This is a genomic window from Luteimonas sp. KH_071 (assembly GCF_057838005.1).
Genome location: NZ_CM174458.1, coordinates 3,133,573 through 3,154,519, shown reverse-complemented (window position 1 = coordinate 3,154,519; position 20,947 = coordinate 3,133,573). Strand labels below are relative to the sequence as shown.

18 protein-coding genes are annotated in these 20,947 nt (G+C 67.2%); 15 read left to right on the top strand and 3 right to left on the bottom strand.

Features of this window, described 5'->3' with window-relative positions; translation table 11 throughout:
• Nucleotides 1-366: 366 nt before the first annotated feature.
• From AC3IRM_RS14555 to AC3IRM_RS14545, 3 genes are all read right to left on the bottom strand, one after another.
• Nucleotides 367-1,056 carry a hypothetical protein gene (locus AC3IRM_RS14555; protein ID WP_489203799.1) on the bottom strand — a complete coding sequence of 230 codons (690 nt, stop codon included), beginning with the start codon at nucleotides 1,054-1,056 and terminating at the stop codon, nucleotides 367-369.
• A gap of 347 nt (nucleotides 1,057-1,403) precedes the next feature.
• Nucleotides 1,404-1,757 carry a hypothetical protein gene (locus AC3IRM_RS14550; RefSeq protein ID WP_489203798.1) on the bottom strand — a complete coding sequence of 118 codons (354 nt, stop codon included), beginning with the start codon at nucleotides 1,755-1,757 and terminating at the stop codon, nucleotides 1,404-1,406.
• Between the two features lie 401 nt (nucleotides 1,758-2,158).
• The gene (locus AC3IRM_RS14545) at nucleotides 2,159-3,109 is read right to left on the bottom strand and encodes a carbohydrate kinase family protein (RefSeq protein ID WP_489203797.1); all 951 of its coding nucleotides are present in this window, start codon (nucleotides 3,107-3,109) and stop codon (nucleotides 2,159-2,161) included.
• Nucleotides 3,110-3,317: 208 nt separating this feature from the next.
• Between AC3IRM_RS14545 and AC3IRM_RS14540 the strand changes: the two genes are divergently transcribed.
• From AC3IRM_RS14540 to rarD, 15 genes are all read left to right on the top strand, one after another.
• Entirely contained in the window at nucleotides 3,318-4,358 is a 1,041-nt protein-coding gene (locus tag AC3IRM_RS14540; protein WP_489203796.1) for a rod shape-determining protein, read from the top strand.
• A gap of 236 nt (nucleotides 4,359-4,594) precedes the next feature.
• On the top strand, nucleotides 4,595-5,650 hold the full coding sequence (mreC, locus tag AC3IRM_RS14535; RefSeq protein WP_489203795.1) for a rod shape-determining protein MreC: 1,056 nt from the start codon (nucleotides 4,595-4,597) through the stop codon (nucleotides 5,648-5,650).
• Nucleotides 5,647-6,126, top strand: coding sequence for a rod shape-determining protein MreD (gene mreD / locus AC3IRM_RS14530; protein WP_489203794.1), 480 nt, complete (start codon nucleotides 5,647-5,649; stop codon nucleotides 6,124-6,126). The genes mreC and mreD overlap by 4 nt, the downstream gene beginning before the upstream one ends.
• A gap of 274 nt (nucleotides 6,127-6,400) precedes the next feature.
• Nucleotides 6,401-8,467 carry a penicillin-binding protein 2 gene (gene mrdA, locus AC3IRM_RS14525; protein ID WP_489203792.1) on the top strand — a complete coding sequence of 689 codons (2,067 nt, stop codon included), beginning with the start codon at nucleotides 6,401-6,403 and terminating at the stop codon, nucleotides 8,465-8,467.
• The gene (rodA, locus tag AC3IRM_RS14520) at nucleotides 8,464-9,573 is read left to right on the top strand and encodes a rod shape-determining protein RodA (protein WP_489203791.1); all 1,110 of its coding nucleotides are present in this window, start codon (nucleotides 8,464-8,466) and stop codon (nucleotides 9,571-9,573) included. The genes mrdA and rodA overlap by 4 nt, the downstream gene beginning before the upstream one ends.
• A gap of 83 nt (nucleotides 9,574-9,656) precedes the next feature.
• The gene (mltB, locus tag AC3IRM_RS14515) at nucleotides 9,657-10,787 is read left to right on the top strand and encodes a lytic murein transglycosylase B (RefSeq protein ID WP_489203789.1); all 1,131 of its coding nucleotides are present in this window, start codon (nucleotides 9,657-9,659) and stop codon (nucleotides 10,785-10,787) included.
• Entirely contained in the window at nucleotides 10,784-12,115 is a 1,332-nt protein-coding gene (locus tag AC3IRM_RS14510) for a septal ring lytic transglycosylase RlpA family protein (protein ID WP_489203788.1), read from the top strand. The genes mltB and AC3IRM_RS14510 overlap by 4 nt, the downstream gene beginning before the upstream one ends.
• Before the next feature lie 55 nt (nucleotides 12,116-12,170).
• Nucleotides 12,171-13,412 (top strand): D-alanyl-D-alanine carboxypeptidase family protein, encoded by a 1,242-nt coding sequence (locus tag AC3IRM_RS14505; protein ID WP_489203786.1) that lies wholly within the window; start codon nucleotides 12,171-12,173, stop codon nucleotides 13,410-13,412.
• Between the two features lie 345 nt (nucleotides 13,413-13,757).
• Nucleotides 13,758-14,036: a DUF493 family protein gene (locus AC3IRM_RS14500; RefSeq protein WP_489203785.1), complete on the top strand. Its 279-nt coding sequence runs from the start codon at nucleotides 13,758-13,760 to the stop codon at nucleotides 14,034-14,036.
• 22 nt (nucleotides 14,037-14,058) lie between these two features.
• Nucleotides 14,059-14,526, top strand: coding sequence for a BLUF domain-containing protein (locus AC3IRM_RS14495; RefSeq protein ID WP_489203784.1), 468 nt, complete (start codon nucleotides 14,059-14,061; stop codon nucleotides 14,524-14,526).
• Nucleotides 14,496-15,179: a lipoyl(octanoyl) transferase LipB gene (gene lipB / locus AC3IRM_RS14490; protein WP_489205937.1), complete on the top strand. Its 684-nt coding sequence runs from the start codon at nucleotides 14,496-14,498 to the stop codon at nucleotides 15,177-15,179. Before AC3IRM_RS14495 ends, lipB begins: the two co-directional genes overlap by 31 nt.
• 80 nt (nucleotides 15,180-15,259) lie before the next feature.
• Nucleotides 15,260-16,267 carry a lipoyl synthase gene (gene lipA / locus AC3IRM_RS14485; RefSeq protein ID WP_489203783.1) on the top strand — a complete coding sequence of 336 codons (1,008 nt, stop codon included), beginning with the start codon at nucleotides 15,260-15,262 and terminating at the stop codon, nucleotides 16,265-16,267.
• A gap of 391 nt (nucleotides 16,268-16,658) precedes the next feature.
• Nucleotides 16,659-18,851 (top strand): carboxy terminal-processing peptidase, encoded by a 2,193-nt coding sequence (locus AC3IRM_RS14480; RefSeq protein WP_489203782.1) that lies wholly within the window; start codon nucleotides 16,659-16,661, stop codon nucleotides 18,849-18,851.
• 225 nt (nucleotides 18,852-19,076) lie between these two features.
• On the top strand, nucleotides 19,077-20,015 hold the full coding sequence (gene yedA / locus AC3IRM_RS14475) for a drug/metabolite exporter YedA (RefSeq protein ID WP_489203781.1): 939 nt from the start codon (nucleotides 19,077-19,079) through the stop codon (nucleotides 20,013-20,015).
• Nucleotides 20,012-20,923, top strand: coding sequence for an EamA family transporter RarD (gene rarD, locus AC3IRM_RS14470; protein ID WP_489203780.1), 912 nt, complete (start codon nucleotides 20,012-20,014; stop codon nucleotides 20,921-20,923). The genes yedA and rarD overlap by 4 nt, the downstream gene beginning before the upstream one ends.
• Nucleotides 20,924-20,947 lie beyond the last annotated feature (24 nt).

Genomic DNA, 20,947 nt, shown 5'->3' with positions numbered 1-20,947 from the left:
GTTGTGAGCCATGAACCGGCCACAATCCAACACGAGAATATGGCAAACGCCAGTGCAGGCGCTAGCGAGAGCCTTACGGGCCGAGGGAGTTGGCGAAGGAAGACCAATGCGATAGCTGCAAGGAGGCTGCTGCCGATAACAGCCACAATGATCTCTGGGGCGAATAGGAAGCTGGGCGCCCCGCGGTCCCGCACCCAGCCGACGAGAAGAATGATAGCCAAGAGCCCAACAAACCCAGATGTAACAACTGCAAGGAAACCGCCGAGGCGGCTGGATGAGATCTCTTGAGTCGCCCCTGGTCTATCCATCACAACCTAACGCCTGAATTAAGCCGAACCGCGAAGCGGTTTCGGCTTGAATGAATTGTTAGCTGCCTAGCACTGATGCCACCGCCACCCGCTTCACAGAAGCAGGGGGATTGGGGCGAGCCACAACATGACAGTCGCCAGGCAACGCATAAAAATCATCGCTCCAAGGGCGGGCGCCGAGACGCTCCAATAGTGCTTGCATGGATGATTCGTTAAGCCTCTTCCCCTTTTGCGGGGAAGAATAGAGCGAGATATCTTCCTCCGGTAGTGGAGCACCAACCTCTACAAACGCCCAGCGCCCGTCGTTCCTCGCTGTTTGCACTGACCGATTCGCTATGCCGCCACGTGACATGCTTCTGAAGGTGAAGCCCGCGCCCGGTTGGAAGGTTGTGGCGTCATCGTGGGCCGACCAATGCAAAGTTGTGAGGCCGTGATTCGCTGTCAGGCAGTGGCACAGCGCGTCGTAGCCGTCACAAAGGGCGCTATTTACCCAGAGGATTGACCACTTTGAGTGGGTAGGCACTACAACAAGCATGGTTGGAACGGTCGAGAGCTCCGGCGCCAAGGCAAACACACCGTCTAGGTCGGTGCAGGCCACTGTCGTGCACCGTAGCTCTTCGCCCTCTACGATCCGTGAGAGTTCGACTTCGATCGCGGCGGCGACGTGGTCAGATGAGCCTTCGATCAGGTCGAGCGACTGAGCCAAAGGCCACCATTTTTCTACCGTCGGCGAGCGAGAAAATTCCATTGGCAGCTAACGCTTGAATTAAGCCGTGCCGCGAAGCGGCATCGGCTTGAATGAATTGTTGGGCCGCGGGCAGTCAGTCCGAAGCCGGTTGGCCTGACGATACGACAAGGCCGCCGAGCGCGGGGCTTTGCCGATAGCGGTTCTAGAAATCCGGTGCATCCATGCCTCCGTGAGTAGCCGGCTTGCCCAGAGACGGCGCCAGAGTGAATCGATGGCGCGCGATCTGGTGGAGCGGGCTTTGCCTGTGAACTGCCAGTCGCGGGAAACCGCACAAAGAGAATGCGAAATCCGCGGCCCAACACCTGAGTTAAGCCGCGCCGCGAAGCGGCGTCGGCTTGAATGAACTGTTAGACCGCGCCCATCATGGCTTTCCGATGAGCGTCTCCGGCCTTTCCCTCTAGCGAGGCGAGGCAACTCTGGACCCTGTCAAAGATAACTGGATCATAGCCCTGCTTGTTCTTAAACCGTTTTACGGATGCTTTTGTCTCATTCAAGGACATCTCAAACATGGCAGCGCAGTCACTGTGCTCGGTCCAGCTTAGAGTTACTAAGAAGACTTGTCGCTCGGCGTCGGTCGATATCAGGATTTGTGGAAAGCCGTTAAACGAGAATCCGTTGACACGCAGATCGTGAACAGCAGCTTCGGCAACCGCTCCTGCAACGTCGGCGCTCGAAAAACCGTATTGAGAGAAATATGTCATTTGCGGAAATCCTTCTGCGCGGTCTAACTAGTATTCGACCCCGGATGCGGGGTGTTGCGTCGAGTATGCGTTGGGCGCGGGTCCATCGCAAAGACGAAGGCCTTGCTTATGGAATCAAGGGTTTGCGTCGTGCATGCCGGCTGTCGTGATCGCACGGCCGGCTGCGTTATCAGGCGACGGTCGTGGGACGGCGTTATGCGATGGAAGTGGGGTGTAACACCGGTAGTTTGCGCTCGACACAGGCGCCAACTCCTTCAATAACGGGCCTGGTGGAATGCTGTCGTCCTGTCGTCCTGTCGTCCTGTCGTCCTGTCGTCCGTCGCCGACCAAAGCCGAGTCAAAAAAAACAGGGCGCCCCAAAGGACGCCCTGTTCTCAAAACGCTCGCGATGTCGCCTCGACTCAAACCGTCGTTTTGCTCTCCAGCGCATACCCGAACTGCTGGCGGAACTGCAGCGAGAACTCGGCGTAATCGAAACGCTGGTTCTGGGTGCCGGGGTGTTCGACTTTCAGGGCGCCCATCAGATTGCCGATGCGGCCGATGGTCAGCCAGTCGCAGCCCTTTTCGATACCGAAGATCAGGCCGGCGCGGAACGCGTCGCCGCAGCCGGTCGGGTCGGTGACGCGACGCTCGTGCGCGGGCGGCACGTCGTGGGTCTGGCCTTCGGCGTGGATGACAACGCCCTTGGGGCCGCGCGTGCAGATATAGGCGCGCACCTTGCCGGCGATGACGGTCTCGTCCCAGCCGGTGCGTTCCTGCAGCAGGTTGGATTCGTAATCGTTGACGACAACGTAGTCGGCCAACTCGATGAAGTTGCGCAGTTCTTCGCCGTTGAACAGCGGCATGGCCTGGCCGGGGTCGAAGATGAAGGGGATCCTGCCTTCCGAGAATTCCTGGGCGTTCTGCAGCATGCCTTCGCGGCCGTCGGGGCCGACGAGGCCGATGGTCACGTTCGCAACGTCCTTCACGTGGTTCTCGTGGCTGCGCATCATCGCGCCCGGATGGAAGGCGGTGATCTGGTTGTTGTCCAGATCGGTGGTGATGAAGGCCTGCGGGGTGAACAGGTCGGGGATCTCGCGGACCTGCGACAGGTCGATGCCGTGTTCCTCGAACCACTCCCGGTAGGGGCCGAAGTCCTGGCCGACCGTGCCCATGGGGATCGGGTCACCGCCGAGCAGCTTCAGGTTGTAGGCGATGTTGCCGGCGCAGCCGCCGAACTCGCGACGCATCCGCGGCACCAGGAACGAGACGTTCAGGATGTGCACCTTGTCCGGCAGGATGTGGTTCTTGAACTGGTCGGGGAACACCATAATGGTGTCGTAGGCCAGGGAGCCGCAGATCAGTGCAGACATCGGGCGGAAACTCGCGCGCGGAAAGGGCGCACAGGGTACCGGCGCGGGGGGCGCGAGGCCAGCGGAGGGGCCGATGGGAGGCGTTCCGGAAAACCGGAACAGCGCCCGACCGGGCGCACAACTGGGGGTGCCCCGGGGCCGCGTGGATGCTGCTTTTTTGCTAGGCTAATCCGCTTCGTTTCGCCTCCCTGCCGGACGCCCTCTCCCGATGTTCAAGAAGTTCCGCGGTCTCTTCTCCAATGACCTGTCCATCGACCTGGGCACTGCAAATACCCTCATCTTCGTCCGCGGCCAGGGCATCGTGCTCAACGAGCCGTCGGTCGTGGCTGTACGCCAGGACCGGAGTGCGGGCCAGAAGGTGGTCGCCGCCGTGGGCACCGAGGCCAAGCAGATGCTCGGCCGCACGCCCGGCAACATCACCACGCACCGCCCGATGAAGGACGGCGTCATCGCCGATTTCACCTACACCGAGGAGATGCTGAAGTACTTCATCAAGAAGGTGCACAAGTCGCGCTTCCTGCGTCCGAGCCCGCGCGTGCTGATCTGCGTGCCGGCCGGTTCCACCCAGGTGGAGAAGCGCGCCATCAAGGATTCGGCACTCGAGGCTGGCGCGCGTGACGTGTCGCTGATCGAAGAGCCCATGGCGGCTGCGATCGGCGCCGGCCTGCCGGTCACCGAGGCGCGCGGTTCGATGGTCGTCGATATCGGCGGCGGCACCACGGAAGTCGCGGTGATCGCGCTCAACGGCATCGTCTACTCGCAGTCGGCCCGCATCGGCGGCGACCGTTTCGACGAGTCGATCATCAATTACGTGCGCCGCAACCACGGCATGCTGATCGGCGAATCCACCGCCGAGCGCATCAAGCTCGAGATCGGCTGCGCGTATCCGCAGGACAACGTCATGGAGATGGAAGTCTCCGGTCGTCACCTCGCCGAGGGCGTGCCGAAGATCGTCACGATCAGCTCCAACGAAGTGCTCGATGCGCTCCGTGAGCCGCTGTCGGGCATCGTCGAGGCGGTGAAGCAGGCGCTGGAGCAGACCCCGCCGGAACTGTGCGCCGACGTTGCCGAGCGCGGCATCGTACTGACCGGTGGTGGCGCGCTGCTGCGCGACCTCGACCGCCTGATCAGCGAGGCCACCGGCCTGCACGTGCAGGTCGCCGAGGATCCGTTGACCTGCGTCGCCCGCGGTGGTGGTCGTGCGCTGGAGCTGCTGGACCTGCACGGCAACGAGTTCTTCGCGGACTGATGCGTGTACGGGCGATCGGAGTGACTGTCCGGTATCCGCCCTGCCTGTCGCCGCTCTTTGATGGCTTGGAAGATGCAGTCATCCGGAACATGCTTCGGACACTGCAGACGATGGACCGAGCCTCCGTTCCGGCGTTGTCAGACATCCGTCTGTCGAAAGCCGCCAGGGCGACGACGAAGCGGCCTTTGGCTTTGTCCAGGGCCACCGTTTGAGATGACCCGGAACGATCGAGCCTGATGTCCTCCTACGCCAGCTCTCCCGCGCCCCGGCCCGGCGAAGTCGCCGGCACGCTGCGTCTGCTCGCCTATCTCGCCCTGTCGTGTGCCCTGGTGGTCAGCGATCACCAGGGCGGCTGGCTGTCGCAGTTCCGCCAGCAGGCCAACGTGGCGATGCAGCCGCTGTGGTGGCTGGCGGGCCTGCCGTCGCGACTGGGCGAGAGCATGCGCAACGATGCCGCCACGCGCACCCAGCTGGCGGCCGACAACCGGCGCCTGCGCAACGAACTGCTGATCCTCAATGCCGGACAGGCGCGATTGCGCGTGGAAGCGGTCGAGAATGCGCGGCTGCGCGCGCTGCTCGGCGCGGTGGAGCAGGGCAGCCTCGATGTGCAGCTGGCGCCGATCCTCGATGTCGACCAGGACCCGACGCGCCAGCGCCTGTTGCTCGATGCCGGCAGCCGCAACGGCGTGCGCGTGGGCCAGAGCGTCATCGACGCCGGCGGCCTGCTCGGACAGGTCATCGCGGTCACACCGATGACCTCGACCGTGTTGCTGGTGACCGATCTCGAACACGCGGTGCCGGTGATCATCGCCCGCAACGGCGTGCGCCTGGTCGCGTATGGCAGCGGCCGCCCCGACCATCTGGCGCTGCGCAACGTGCCGCTCTCGGCCGAGGTCGAAGTCGGCGACACGCTGGTGACCTCGGGCCTGGGCGGTCGTTTTCCGCCGGGGTTCCCGGTCGGCACGATCACCGAGCTGCAGCCCGACGACAGCCGCGCGTTCCTGATCGGCGATCTGGCGCCGGCTGCCCAGCTCGATCGCGGTCGCGACGTGCTGCTGCTGCGCGATGTCGTGGTGCCGGTGACGACCGCCGATCTCGAAGCTGCGGCGGTCGAACGCGAAGCGGCCGCGCGCGCGCAGGCCGACGCGGACGCTGCAGCCACGCCCGCCGACGGCGCCGGGGCGGGCGGCGCCGATGCCGGCGATTCGCCGCCAACTGACGCGCCACCGGCGCCGACCAACGACGCCCCGGCGCCGTCGGCGACACCACCTGCGCAGGTGCCGCAGCAATGAGCCGTCGTCGCCATCCCTGGGTGCTGCCGGTCAGCCTGTTCGTCGCCCTGCTGCTCGGCCTGCTGCCGCTGCCGCCGGGCCTGCAGCCGTTCCGGCCGTTCTGGCTGGCACTGGTCGTCGCGTACTGGGTGATCGAGGATCCCGATCGTGCGGGCCTGGGCTTCGCGTTCTCGATGGGGCTGATCGCCGATCTCGCATTCGGCGGTCTGCTCGGCGAGCAGGCGCTGCGGCTGGTGATCATGGCCTTCATCCTGCAGCGCTTCCGCTCGCAGCTGCGCTTCTTCCCGGTCGCGCAGCAGGCGCTGGCGATCGGTGGCCTGCTGCTCAACGATCGCATCGTCAGCGCGGCGATCCACGTCGCGCTCGGCGTGCCGCAGCTGCCGTGGGCCTACTGGCTGGCGCCGCTGATCGGCATGTTGCTGTGGGCGCCGCTGTACCTGGTGATGGACGCACTGCGCTTCGGGCGCAAACCGTAGGGGAGGGCCTGCCAATGCTGATGACGCATATCGCATGCCTTCCCACTGGCCGTCAGGTGGTGTTGCGTGGCGCAGCGCCTGACTGGCCGTCAGGTCAAGCCGCGCGGCGCCGCATGGCGGCCAGTGGGAAGGCACCCGAAGGGCCGACCCTGCGGACACGCTCAGCTGTGTCATCGCTCCGTTGCGTATCGACATACACGCCGTCGCTCTTTCGTGCTGCGCATGTCCGCAGGGCCGGTGCGATATGCGTCATCAGCGTTGACAGGCCCTAGGCATGTCCAGGCGCGGGCGCCGTCCCGATATCCGCAACAACGCTGCCGAGGCTGCGGCGTTCCGCACACGCGCGCTGATCGGATTCGGCGCGGTCGTGATCGCGCTCGGCGTGCTGGCGGGCTGGTATTTCAAGCTGCAGGTCGTCGACCACGACATCTACGCCAAGCGTTCGGAAGCCAACCGCATCAAGCCTCGGCCGGTGGTACCAGGGCGCGGGCTGATCCTCGACCGCAAGGGCCGCATCCTCGCCGAGAACGAACAGGCCTACCGGCTTGAAGTGACGCCCGAGGAAGCCGGCGACACGCGCCGGCTGATCAGCGAGCTGTCGCGGATCATCGCGCTGTCGCCCGACGACATCGCCCGCTTCGACCGGGAACGCAAGGCGCAGCGCAGCTTCCGCGCGGTCACGCTGAAGCTGCGCATCAGCGAGGACGAGATGGCGCGCTTCGCGCTCGACCGCTGGCGCTTCCCGGGCGTCGAGGTCGTGCCGTATCTCAACCGCTACTACCCCTACGGCGATCTGTTCGCGCATGTGGTCGGGTACGTGGGCCGCACCGACGAGAGCGACGTCACCCGCTACGGCCAGGCGCATCTGCTGTATCCGCAGACCGGGCGCACGGGCCTGGAGCGGTATTACGACGAAGCGCTGCGCGGCAGGATCGGCTACGAACAGGTCGAGACCAACGTCGAAGGCCGCGCGCTGCGCCGGCTCGGCCTGCTCCCCGCGACGGCCGGCGCCGACCTGCGCCTGAGCGTGGATGCCGACCTGCAGCAGGCGATGGTGCTGGCCTTCGGTGGCCTGCATGGCTCGGCCGTGGCGGTGGATCCGGCCACCGGCAACATCCTCGGCATGGTCAGCCTGCCGAGCTTCGACCCCAACCTGTTCGTCAACGGCATCTCGCACGACGACTACCGCAGCCTGATGGACGATCCCGCGCGTCCGCTGTTCAACCGCAACGTGCTCGGCGGCGGCCCGCCGGGGTCGACGATCAAGCCGCTGGTCGCACTGGCCGGTGTCGACAGCGGGCTGCGTACGCCGGAATCGCGCGTGTTCTCGACCGGCGAGTTCTTCATTCCGGGGCAACGTCGCGGTTATCGCGATGCCGCGCGCGGCGCGGGCTGGACCGACCTGCGCGATTCGATCGCGCGTTCGGTGAACTATTACTACTACCAGCTCGCCTACGAGATGGGCATCGAGCGCTTCGACGAATACATGACGCGCTACGGCTTCGGCCAGCCGACCGGCATCGACCTGCTGGGCGAGAACGCCGGCATCGTGCCGTCGCCGCGCTTCAAGGCCTCGCGCACGCGCGAGCCCTGGTACGCCGGCGAAACCGTGATCGCCGGCATCGGCCAGGGCTACTGGATCGCGACCGCGCTGCAGCTCGCGCGCGGCACTGCGGCGATCGCCAACGGCGGCCAGCTCAACACGCTGCATCTGGCCAACGAACGCCGCGACGGTTTCGACGCGCCATGGCGCTTGGTCCCGCGCCCGGCGTCGACCTCGATCACCGACAACCCCGCGCATCTGCGTGCGGTGCAGGAAGGCATGGTGACCACGATCCACGGCCGCGGCACCGGCACGCGCATGGCGATCGGCGCCGACTACCGCATGGCCGGCAAGACCGGCACTGCGCAGCGGGTCAGCCGCCGCGGCAACGCCAGCACGGACCCGCGCAACCTGCCGTATCACCTGCGGCATCAGGCGCTGTTCGTCGGCTATGCGCCGGCCGAGAATCCGACGATCGCCGTCGCCATCACCGTCGAGCACGGCGGCTACGGCGGCAGCACGGCCGCGCCGATCGCACGCCGCATCTTCGACGCCTGGCTGCTCGGCAAGATGCCCGAAATGGAGATCGACGCCGCCACCGGTGCACCCGCTGCAGTCGCTGCGATCGTGCCCGAGGCCAACCTCGCGCCGGAGCCGTCTTTCGAGGCGGTCGTCGCCGGTGTGCGCACCGCGCCGCGGGATGCGAACGGCAAGTTCCCCGGTGTACCGCCGGCGCGCGCGCCCGCGACCGGCGCGCCTTCGACCGGCAATGCAGCGCCGACGGAGCCGACGCCATGAACGTGATCCTGCGCTGGCTGCTGGAGATGCTGCAGCGTTTCACCCGCACACTGGACTGGCCGCTGCTCGCCGCGCTGCTCGCGCTGATGGGCATCGGCCTCGCCGTGTTGCACAGCGCCACCAACCAGAACGTGGCGATGGTCGCATCGCAGGGCAGCCGCTTCGTCGTCGGCCTGGGCGCGATGTGGGGGCTCTCGCGCATTCCCGCGGTGCAGTTGCGGCGCTTCACGCCGGCTGCGTATGTCGCGTCGCTGTTGCCGCTGATCGCCGTGCTGTTCATGGGCACCGGGCGCAGCGGCCAGCACTGGATCAACCTCGGCGTGTTCTACGTGCAGCCGGCCGAGCTGATGAAGCTGTCGCTGCCGATGATGGCGGCCTGGTGGCTGGGCCAGCAGCCCACGCCGCCGCGGCTGGGCACGATCGCCATCGCCGCGGCGATCATCGGCGTGCCGACCGGACTGATCCTGCTGCAGCCCGATCTGGGCACCGCAGTGCTGGTGGCCTCGGGCGGCGTGTTCGCGCTGTACCTGGCCGGCTTGTCGTGGTGGTGGTTCATCGGCGGCGCCGCAGCGTTCGCGGTGGCCGCGCCGGCGGCGTGGTTCTGGTATTTCCAGCAGTACCAGAAGGACCGCATCCTGACCTTCCTCGATCCCGAATCCGATCCGCTGGGCACCGGCTGGAACATCATCCAGTCGAAGATCGCGATCGGCTCGGGCGGGTTTTCGGGGCAGGGCTGGGGCGATGGTTCGCAGTCGCACCTCAACTACGTGCCCGAGCACACCACCGACTTCATCTTCGCCGTGCTGAGCGAGGAGTTCGGCTGGCTCGGGGTGAGCGTCGTGCTGGGCCTGTACCTGTTCATCGTCGGCCGCTGCCTGTGGATCGCCAGCGAGGCGCGCGACGGCTTCTCGCGTCTGTTGGTCGGCAGCCTGGGCCTTGCGCTGTTCGTCTACGTCATCGTCAACGGCGGCATGATCTCCGGCCTGCTGCCGGTGGTCGGCGTGCCGATGCCGCTGCTGAGTTTCGGCGGCACCGCGGCGGTCTCTTTGCTGGCCGGCTTCGGTGTGGTGATGGCCGTGCAGGCGAGCGCGACGCGGCGTCGCTGAGTCGGCGCTCTAGCCTTACCGGCCCTGACTGCATCCGCGCAACGGTGCGTGCCGCGCGCACGTGCGTGCTAACCTCGCCGCCGATGAGCCGACGCCCGTTTTTCCGACTCGCCGTGGCCGCGCTGCCGATTGCATTGGCAGCGTGTGCGACACCCGTCAACCCGTCCGATGGTCATGCCGAGGACTACGGTGCGGTGACGCCGTTGCCCGAGCCTGCGCGCGCCGAAGGTGCCCTGCTGGCGCCGGTGCCGCAGCCGCCTGAGCGTCCGGTCGCGCCGACCCAGGTCACCGATCCGGCGATCCCGCGCGCGCAGCGTGTCGAGAACTTCATCGACTACACCGCGGCGACCTACGGCGCCGATCCGGCGCACGTGCGCCGCGTGCTGGCACAGGCGCAGGTGCAGCAGGCGATCCTCACCGCGATCAGCCGTCCGGCCGAAGCCGTGCGCCCGTGGCGCGACTACCGCCCCATCTTCATCAACGACGCGCGCATCAACGGCGGCGTGGCGTTCTACCGCGAGAATCGCGCGGCGCTCGATCGCGTGGCCGCCGAGACCGGCGTGCCGGCCGAATACATCGTCGCGATCATCGGCGTGGAAACCAGCTACGGCCGCATCACCGGCAACTGGAAGGTGATCGACGCGCTGTACACGCTGGCGTTCGACTACGCCCCGCGCGCCCCGTTCTTCGCCGGCGAACTCGCGCAACTGTTCGCGCTGGAGAAGGCCGAGCCGCAGCTCGATGTGCTCGAACTCAAGGGCAGCTATGCCGGCGCGATGGGCATGGGCCAGTTCATGCCGTCGAGCTATCGGCTGTGGGCGAAGGACGGCGACGGCGATGGCCGCCGCGATCTGCTGACCCACAAGCCCGACGTGTTTGCGTCGATCGCCAACTATTTCGTCGTGCACGGCTGGCAGCGTGGCGGCCCGGTCGTCGCCCGCGCCCAGCGCGATGCATCCGCAGCCGACTTCAAGCCCGAGAACTGGGATCCGGTGTATCCGCTGGCCGATCTGGCCAAGCGCGGCTACACACCGGCGCCCGGCCAGCCGACCGGCGAAGGTGCAACGCTGCTTTCGCTCGATGGCGAGGCCGGCATGGAGTACTGGCTGGCGTATCGCAACTTCTACGTGATCACCCGCTACAACCGATCGCCGATGTATTCGCTGTCGGTGCACCAGCTCGCGCAGGCGATCCGGGCCGGGGTCGGTCCGTGATCCGATGGCTGCTGCCGCTGGCGGCGGTGGTCCTGCTGGCGGGCTGCGCGGGGAATGCCAAGCGCGGCGATGCGCCCGGAGCGGGCGGCACCGTGTCCGCGCCGCCGGCACATGGCGGCAGTACGCACCGGCCGGCATCGGGTCAGCGCGGCGTTTCGCCGTATGCGCCCGCGCAGGAAGATCCGAACACCCGCGGCCACTACACCGCGGGTGGCCTGTATCGCCCGGGCGTACCCGACAGCCTGCCCGACTACCTGCCCAATGTGGATCTGATTCCGGAGCCGGAAGTCGTCGATCTGCCGCGTTCGCCGGTCGGCAACCGCAGTCCCTACCAGGTGCTGGGCAAGAGCTATCACGTGCTCGACGACCACAGCGAGTTCGCCGAGACCGGCACTGCGTCCTACTACGGCGCCAAGTTCCACGGTCGTCTGACCTCGAACCGCGAGGTCTACGACATGTACGCGTTCACCGCCGCGCACAAGTCGCTGCCGTTGCCAAGCTTCGCGCGGGTGACCAATCTCGATACGGGCAAATCCGTGGTGGTGCGCGTCAACGATCGCGGCCCGTTCCATGAAGGCCGGGTCGTCGATCTGAGCTACGCCGCGGCTGTCAAGATCGGCATCCATCCCGCCGGCACCGGCCGCGTCGAAGTGCGTGCGCTGAGCCCCGGCGAGAACGCCCGCAACGAGTACGACGCGGTCGCCAGTGCGCCGCCGGCCGCTGCGCCGCGCGCGACGGCCGTTCCGGCGACCGCCACCGCGTCCGTGACGCCCGCTGCCACGCCTTCGGCCGCCGCCAGTGCGATGGACGCCATCGTCGAAGCGCTGCCGCTCGCCACCGCGCAGGCGGGCGAGCGCCCGGCGCCCGCACCGCAGGGCGATCCGGCGAACGGCCGCTTCAACATGTACCAGAACGGCAAAGTCATGACCGCCGATGATTTCGACGCCTGGCTCGCCTCGCGCGGGATCAAGCTCGAGAACGGCCGTCAGGTTCCGATCCATCCGCAGCCCGCGGCTGCACCCGCCGCTGCACCGACTGCAGTGGCGGCCGTCGCGGCGCCGACGCCTGCGCCGGTCCGCACCGCCGCGCAGGCTCTGGGCAGCGTGACGTTGCAGGTCGCCGCCTTCGGCGCCCGCGCCAATGCCGAGCGCGCGCTGGCGACACTGCGCGGCGCCGGTATCGCTGCCGCGCAGTTGCAGGACGGCACCGCCGCCGGCAAGCCGGTCTGGCGCCTGCGCGTGGGTCCGGTCGAGGCCACCCAGGTCGCCGATGTGTCCTCGCGCGTCGCCGGTCTCGGCTTCGGCGCGCCGACCGTCGTGCGCGACTGAATCCTTTTCATCAACCGCCGGTCGACGCGGCCGGTTCCCCGGAGTTGTGCATTACATGAAAGTGTCCGTAGTCGTTTCGCGCATGTTGCTGGCCGCGCTGGCCACCGCCACGGTGGGGATCGCCGTTGCGCAGGATCCCGCGCCCACGCCGCAGCCCGCGCCCCGGCCTGCCGCGCCTGCCGCCGCCGCGCCCGCGCTCAGCGACGACCTGCCGACGCCGCCTCCGCCGACCGTCACCGGCACCGCCTGGGTGATCATGGATTACGCCACCGGCCAGGTGCTGGCAGGTGATAACCCGGATGAGCGTGTCGAGCCGGCCAGCATCACCAAGGTGATGACCAGCTATGTGATCGCCGCCGAACTCGCCGCCGGCAAGATCAAGACCGACGACCAGGTGTTGATGAGCGAGAACGCCTGGCGCAAGGGCGGCGCCGGCACCGACGGCAGCTACAGCGGCTTCCCGGTCAACCAGCGTGCGCCGCTGCTGGACATGGAAATCGGCATGGTGGTGCAGTCGGGCAACGACGCCGCGATCGCCCTCGCCGAGCACGTCGCCGGCAGCGAGGAAGCCTTCGCCCAGCTGATGAACGCCTACGCCGCGCGCATCGGCATGAAGAACAGCCACTTCGAGAACGCGACCGGCCTGTCTGGACCCGAGCATTATTCGACGGCGCGCGATCTGGCGATCCTGGGCCGCGCGATGGTGCGCGACTTCCCCGAGGAATACGCGCACAACAAGATCAAGGAATTCACCGTCGGGCCGATCACCCAGCACAACCGCAACCGCCTGCTGTGGCGCGACGACAGCGTCGACGGCATCAAGACCGGCCACCACAGCGGCGCCGGCTACTGCCTGATGGCGTCGGCCCTGCGCGGCGACCAGCGCCTGATCTCGGTGGTCATGGGTTCGACCAGCGAGGCGCAGCGCGCCACCGATTCGCTGGCGCTGCTCAACTGGGGCTTCCGCTTCTTCGAAACCCATGCCGTCTACGACGCCGGCAAGGCCGTGGCGACGCAGAAGGTCTGGAAGGGCAAGATCAACGAAGTGCAACTGGGCGTCGCCGAGCCGATGCTGGTCTCGATGCCACGCGGCAAGTACGCGCAACTCAAGCCGTCGATGGACATCCCGCAGACGCTGGAAGCCCCGATCGAGAAGGGCCAGGCCATCGGCACCGTGCGCGTCGAACTCGACGGCAAGGTGATCGCGGAGCGTCCGCTGGTCGCGCTGGAAGCGGTGGAAGAGGCCGGGTTCTTCAAGCGCCTGTGGCACGAGTTCCTGATGTGGTGGAACGCGTAAGCGGCAGATCGTCGCGACCCACCTGAGTTTCTAATCCTTCCCGCTATGGGGAAGAGCCTGCCCCGTACTTGATGCGGGGTGCCCGAAGAGCCTGCCCCCGCGTAGGCGGGGGGCGGATGAGGGTGCTTTTGAGGCGGTCCACGTAAAGCCCCGGCCCTCACCCGACGCACTGCGCGCGTCGACCCCGGATCAGGTCCGGGGCAGGCTCTCTTCCAGAGGGAGAGGTGCTGGCTTCGATGCGTCCGGCGACTGCCGGGCGGGTCATGTGCAATCGTCTCTACGTTGCCACGTGAATTCGGTACGCCACCGCTTGGGTTCGGCCGCCCCTGCCCCGATAATCCCGCGATGGATATCACCTCCGACAACCCCGACCACGGCTTCCAGTTTCCTGGCGTCTTCGAGATCACCGCGATGGGGCCGGCCGCTGCCGGGCTCGACGCGGAGATCCCGCGCCTGCTGACCGCCGCCGGCATCACCGTGCTCCACGAAACCGTCACCGCGCGCGAGTCGAGCGGCGGCAAGTACGTGTCGATCAAGCTCAGCATCCGCGCCGAGTCCCGCGCGCAGTACGACGCCGCGCATGCAGCCCTGCGCGATCATCCCGAAGTGAAGTGGACGCTGTAACGCATCCACCGGAACGCAGCGCATGATCCGCCAGCTGCTCTATCGCAGCGGCCAGCTGTCCGAATTCACCCTGCAGGACATGCAGCGTCTGCTGGCGCAGGCCCGCGCCTACAACGCGCGGCATGGCATCGGCGGCATGCTGCTCTTGCAGGACGGTCTGTTCATGCAGTTGCTCGAAGGCCCGGCCGAAGCCGTCGACGCACTGTATGCAAGGATCGCGTCCGATTCCCGCCACTGCGAGGTACGTCTGATGGTCCGCGCCGAACGCACCGCCCCGCTGTTGCCCGGCTCGCGCATGGCCTGGAGCGAGGCGTTGATCGACGGCGAGACGCCGTTGTTCGACGGCATCGAGACCGATACGCAGGCGCTCGCGCGACTCGAAAGTGCCCGCAGCGATCGCGTCGCTGCGGCGATGCGTGATTTCCTGCACGGCGCGCCGGTGCCCAGCGGCGGGTTGGGCTGCGCGCGGGCGATGGAGCGCGTGCTGTGAGCTCGACGGCGATTGTCCGCCAGCTCGGTCGCCAGCCCTATGAGCCAGTCTGGCGCGCGATGCAGCGCTACACCGATGCGCGCGGCGCCGACGGCACCGATGAGCTGTGGGTCGTCGAACACGATCCGGTCTTCACCCTCGGCCAGGCCGGCAAGCCCGAACACGTGCTCGCAGCCGGCGACATTCCGGTCGTGCAGGTCGACCGGGGCGGCCAGGTCACCTATCACGGCCCGGGCCAGCTGGTGGTCTATCCACTGTTGAACCTGCCGCGGCTGAAGATCGGGGTGCGCGAGTACGTCTGCAGGATCGAGCAGTCGGTCATCGACACCCTCGGTGACTGGAACATCGAGGCCGTGCGCCGCGAAGGCGCGCCGGGCGTCTATGTCAACGATGCCAAGATCGCGGCGCTGGGCATCCGCGTGCGCCGCGGCTGCACCTTCCACGGTCTGGCGTTCAACGTGGCGATGGATCTCGAGCCCTTCCAGCGCATCAATCCCTGCGGCTACGCAGGGCTGCAGGTGGTGTCGCTGGCCGATCTCGGCGGGCCGTCCTCGCCCGATGCGGTCGCGCCGATGCTGCTGGAGAACCTGGCCGCGCAGTTCGGTCTGTCGATGACCGCAGGCCCACCGCCCTTATTTCAGGCCGCTGAATGACACGCAGCGTCCCCGGCGGCCGGCAAGACAGTGCCGGGGCAGGGGCCTACAATGAAGCTCCGCCCGCAGTCCTGGCCGCCATGTCCTCTTCCGTCGACAAATCGATCCCGCTGCAGGTGGTGTCCGCGCCGCCGCCGGCGTCGCTGCAGACCGGCGTCAAGCAGGTGGCCGGCGACAAGATCGCGCGCTCGCCGGTGCAGTTCGCCGACGCCCCCGTGCTGCGCAAGCCCTCGTGGATCCGCGTGCGCATTCCGTCCAACGGCGCGGTCGCCGCGCTGAAGTCGAAGCTGCGCGAGAACCGCCTGGTCACGGTCTGCGAGGAAGCCAGCTGCCCGAATATCCACGAGTGTTTCGGCCACGGCACCGCGACCTTCATGATTCTCGGCGAGGTGTGCACGCGCCGCTGCTCGTTCTGCGACGTCGCCCACGGCCGGCCCAAGCCGCCGGATGCGAGCGAGCCGCTGAACCTCGCGAACACGATCGCCGACATGGGCCTGAAGTACGTCGTGATCACCTCGGTCGACCGCGACGACCTGCGCGACGGTGGCGCCCAGCATTTCGTCGACTGCATCCGCGAAGTCCGCGCGCAGTCGCCGCACCTCCGCATCGAGGTGCTCACGCCCGACTTCCGCGGCAAGGGCCGCATGGAGCGCGCGCTGGAGATCCTCAAGACCGATCCGCCGGACGTGTTCAACCACAACGTCGAGACGGTGCCGGACCTCTACCGCAACGTGCGTCCCGGCGCGGACTACCAGTGGTCGCTCGACCTGCTGAAGAAGTTCAAGGCCCAGCATCCGGACGTGCCGACCAAGTCCGGCATCATGCTCGGCCTCGGCGAGACCATGGAACAGGTGCAGGGCACGCTGCGCGACCTGCGCGCACACGATGTCGACATGGTCACCATCGGCCAGTATCTGCAGCCCAGCGCGCACCACCATCCGGTGCTGCGTTACTGGACGCCCGAAGAGTTCCGCGCGCTCGAGGACTACGGCATGGCGCTGGGTTTCAGCCACGTCGCCTCCGGCCCGCTGGTGCGCTCCTCCTATCACGCCGACCAGCAGGCCATGGACGCCGGCGTCGCCGCCTGATTCGTATATCGGTCCAGGCCGGTTACGCATCATCTAGACGCGCGCAGACACCTCATACCTCTCCCTTTGGGAGAGGTCGACGCGCAGAGCGCGTCGGGTGAGGGCGAGGACGTCTTAGGACATTCCAGAGTTGCGCCCGTATCCGCTTCCGTGGGGCACCTCGATCAAGCGCGCAGGTGCGTGCTAGAAAGTCGAGAGAGTGGGACGCTCCAGCCAGCTTCTGATCCGCCCCGCGCGACTGACGCCGCGATGAACGCAGCGGCGATTCATCCCGTTTCCGTACAGTCCGTTGCATGCGACGTGCAACTTTCGGCACTGTCGATACGTCTGTTCACGCGACAGGCTCCAAGGCATGTCGCATGATGACCGCATCCGCAATCCAGGACTCTGCATGAAAGCTTCCCGCGTCGTTTCCGGCTCACTGATTGCCCTCGCGCTCGCGGTGCCGCTCGCGTTGATGGCCAGGCCAGACGCCATCACCGATGCGCCGGCGACCCCGAATGTCGACCAGGTGGCCGCGTCGAAGCTGGTCTACGGATTGCTGTCCGACAGCCGTTATGCCTATCGGCCGCGCGCGCTCGACGAAAGTCTGTCCGGCGAGATCTTCGACCGCTATTTCGAGAACCTCGACGGCGGCAAGCTCTTCTTCACCCAGCAGGACATCAACCGGTTCGAGCCCTTGCGTGCCGGTATGGGCGGCGCCGTCCGCGATGGCAACGTGGCGCCGGCGCTGGAAGTGTTCGCGCTCTACAAGCAGCGTGTCGCCGAGCGCATCACCGGCGCGCGCGAACTGCTGAAGCAGGACATCTTCGATTTCAGCGGCACCGATCGCTGGGAATACGATCGTGAAGACGCCCCGTGGGCGGCCGACGCGGCCGAGCTGGACACCCTGTGGCGCCAGTCGGTGCGCAACGACTGGTTGCGCCTGAAGCTCGCCGGCAAGGCCGATGACGAGATCCGCAAGACGCTGGACCGTCGCTACCTCAACACCGCGAATACGGTCGCCTCGCTCAACGACGAGGACGCCTTCAGCAGCTTCCTCAACGCCTACACCGGCTCGATCGATCCGCACACCGACTACTTCAATCCGCGCGCGGCGCGTCTGTTCAACCAGAGCATGTCGCTGTCGCTCGAAGGCATCGGCGCGCAGCTGCAGAAGCAGGACGACGTGGTGGTGATCCGCGAGGTCATCCCCGGCGGTCCGGCTGCGATGAGCAACCGCTTCAAGCCGGGCGACCGCATCGTCGGTGTCGGCCAGGGCACCAACGGGCCGATGGAAGACGTGATCGGCTGGCGCATCGATGATGTCGTCGACAAGATCAAGGGCCCGAAGGACACCCAGGTGCGCCTGGACGTGGTGCCGGCCGAGGCCACGCTCGACAGCGAGCCGGTGCGCATCACGCTCACCCGTGCCCGCGTACGCCTGGAAGAACAGGCGGCCAAGGCCGAGACGCTGACCCTGCCGGCCGACACCGAGGGTGGCCGCGAGAAGCAGATCGGTGTGATCAAGCTGCCGGCGTTCTACCAGGACTTCGAAGGTCGCCGGAACCGCGATGGCGAGTACGCGTCCGCGACGCGCGACGTCGCGCGGCTGCTCGAAGAGTTCAAGGCGAAGAAGGTCGACGGCGTCGTGCTCGACCTGCGCAACAACGGTGGCGGCTCGCTCAACGAGGCGGTCGAACTGACCGGTCTCTTCATCGACCAGGGTCCCGTCGTGCAGGTGCGCGAGGCCGGTGGCCGGGTCGGCGTGCAGGGCGATCGCGAGCCCGGTGTGGCATGGGACGGTCCGCTGGCGGTGTTGATCAACCGCGGTTCCGCGTCTGCCTCGGAAATCGTTGCGGGGGCCATCCAGGATTATGGTCGCGGCCTGATCATCGGCGAGACCACCTTCGGCAAGGGCACGGTGCAGAACCTGGTCGACCTCGACCGCTGGCCGGCGAACGAGACCAAGCGCTTCGGCCAAGTCAAGCTGACCATCGCGCAGTTCTTCCTGCCCGGCGGCAGCAGTACGCAGAACAAGGGCGTCGAGCCGGACATCCACTTTCCGGTGACGGTCGATGCCACCGAGTTCGGCGAGAGCACCTACGACAACGCGCTCCCGTGGACCCGCATCGCGGCCGTGCCGCACACCCAGTACGGCGACTTCGCGCCGCTGCTGCCGCGTCTCGAAGCGCTGCACGACACGCGCGTGGCGACGGACAAGGAATTCGTCTGGTGGGCCGAGGACATCGCCGAGTTCCGCGCGGAACGCGAGAAGAAGTTCGTATCGCTGAACGAGGCCGAGCGCCGGACCGAGCGGGACCGGCAGACCGAGAAGCGCCAGGTGCGTCAGGAAGAGCGTCGTGCACTGGGTCTGGAGCTCGACCCGCTGGCCGACGATTCCGACGACGATGGCCTGCAAGCCAGCGAGCGTGCGATCGCCCAGCAGAACCGCCTAGAGAAGGCCGCCGAAGATCGCCCGGATCCGCTGCTGCGCGAGTCGGCGGCGATCCTGGCCGACGCGGTGCGCCTGCTCAACGCGGACCGTGACCTGTCGGCGACGGTGCTCCCCGTTTCGACCGCCCCGGGCCGCTGGGCGCGCTGAGCCACCGACACGTTTCAAGACGAAGCCGCCGCGAGTGATCGCGGCGGCTTTTTCGTACTTGTAGGAGGGTGCTTGCGCGCGATCTGGCTTTCCTCGGTCACGCCGCATCGCGCGCAAGCGCGCGCCTACAGCAGGACTGCAACTCCACCGTTCCAGCCGTGCAACGGGCCGCAGGCGTAGAATTCCGCTCCCGCATCCGCGGTCGTCTCTTCTTTCGGAAGCCCCATGAGCGTCGCGCCGGTGTCGCGTCCCGCCTCGGTCCTGGCCATCGCGCTGGCACTGACGGCCGTCTATCTCGTCTGGGGGTCGACCTATCTCGCGATCCGCTTCGCCCTCGAGGGCGGCTATCCACCGTTGCTGATGGCGGGCATGCGTTTCATCGTCGCCGGTGGACTGATGTACGCGGCGCTGCGCCTGCGCGGCGTGCCGGCGCCGACGCGCAACCAGTGGAAGACGCTGCTCGCGATGGGCGTGCTGCTGCTCGGTCTGGGCAACGGCATGGTCTGTATCGCCGAACAGAGTGTGTCGTCGGGTCTCGCGGCAGTCGCAGTCGCCTCGGCGCCGATCTGGATCGCCCTGTTCGCGGCGATCCGTGGCGATCGGCCATCGCGCATCGAATGGGCCGGCCTCGCGGTCGGGTTCGCCGGCGTGCTGTGGCTCAACGCAGGCAGTTCGCTGACCGCGACGCCGACCGGCCTCATCGCCTTGCTGATCGCGCCGCTCGCCTGGGCCTTCGGTTCGGTATGGAGCCGCGGCCGCGATCTGCCGTCGCCGTTCATGGCGGCCGCGGCGCAGATGCTCGCCGGCGGCGTGATCATCCTCGCGGCGGGCCTGCTGATCGGCGAACGTTTCCATGAACTGCCGACGCTCAAGGGCACGCTGTCGGTCGCGTATCTCGCCTCGTTCGGTTCGATCATCGGCTTCACCGCCTACGTGTGGCTGTTGCATAACGTGCGGCCGACACTCGCCGGCAGCTATGCCTACGTCAACCCGGCGATCGCGGTGCTGCTCGGCGCGTGGCTCGCGTCGGAGCGCTTCCACGTCAACGATCTCGGCGCGATGGCGGTAATCCTGGTCGCCGTGGTCGCGATCACGCTGGGCCGCGCGCGCGCGAAGAAGCCCGTCCCGACACCGGCCGCGGCAGTCGCCGGAGAAGAGCCATGATCGACGCCGCACAGAGCCGCCGCGGCCTGTGGATCGCAGTCGCGGCCTTCGTCATCTGGGGGCTGATGCCGCTGTACTGGTATCTGCTGCGGGAGGTGCCGTCGCTGCAGATCGTGCTGCACCGCTCGATCTGGTGCGCGATCCTCGTCGCCGCGTTCCTGACCATCCGCCAGGGCCGCGGCTGGCTGCGCGAGATCCTCGCGCAACCCAAACTCGCCGGCATGCTCGCGATGTCGGGCTGCCTGATCGCGGCGAACTGGGCGCTGTACGTCTGGGCCGTCAACAGCGGCCACGTCGTCGAGGCGAGCCTGGGCTATTTCATCAATCCGCTGCTCAACGTGGTCATCGGCGTGGTGTTCCTGCGCGAGCGGCTGTCGCTGCCGCAGTGGATCGCGGTCGCGCTCGCCGGTGGCGGCGTCGCATGGCTGACCTTCAACTACGGCAGCTTCCCGTGGATCGCGCTGTGCCTGGCGACCTCGTTCGCGCTGTACGGTCTGATCCGCAAGTTCGCCGCGGTCGAAGCGGTGCAGGGACTCGGCGTCGAAAACCTGTTCGTGTTCGGTCCTGCGCTGATTGCGCTGATCTGGATCGAAAGCCAGGGCGGCGGCGGATTCTTCTCGCTGCGCTGGGGTGGCTGGACCGATGTGCTGCTGGTGCTCGGTGGCGCGCTGACCGCGATCCCGCTGATCTGCTTCGCCTATGCGGTGCGACGCGTGCCGCTGACGATCATCGGCCTGCTGCAGTACATCGGTCCGACGCTGCAGCTGCTGCTGGGCGTGTTCTTCTTCGGCGAAGCCTTCGGTATCGACCGTGCGATCGGCTTCGGCTTCATCTGGGTCGGGCTGGTGGTGTTCGCCGTCGACGGTTATCTGCAGTCGCGGCGGCGGATCGTCGCGCAGCAGGCGTAACCGGCGCGGCCTCCCGATGCAAGC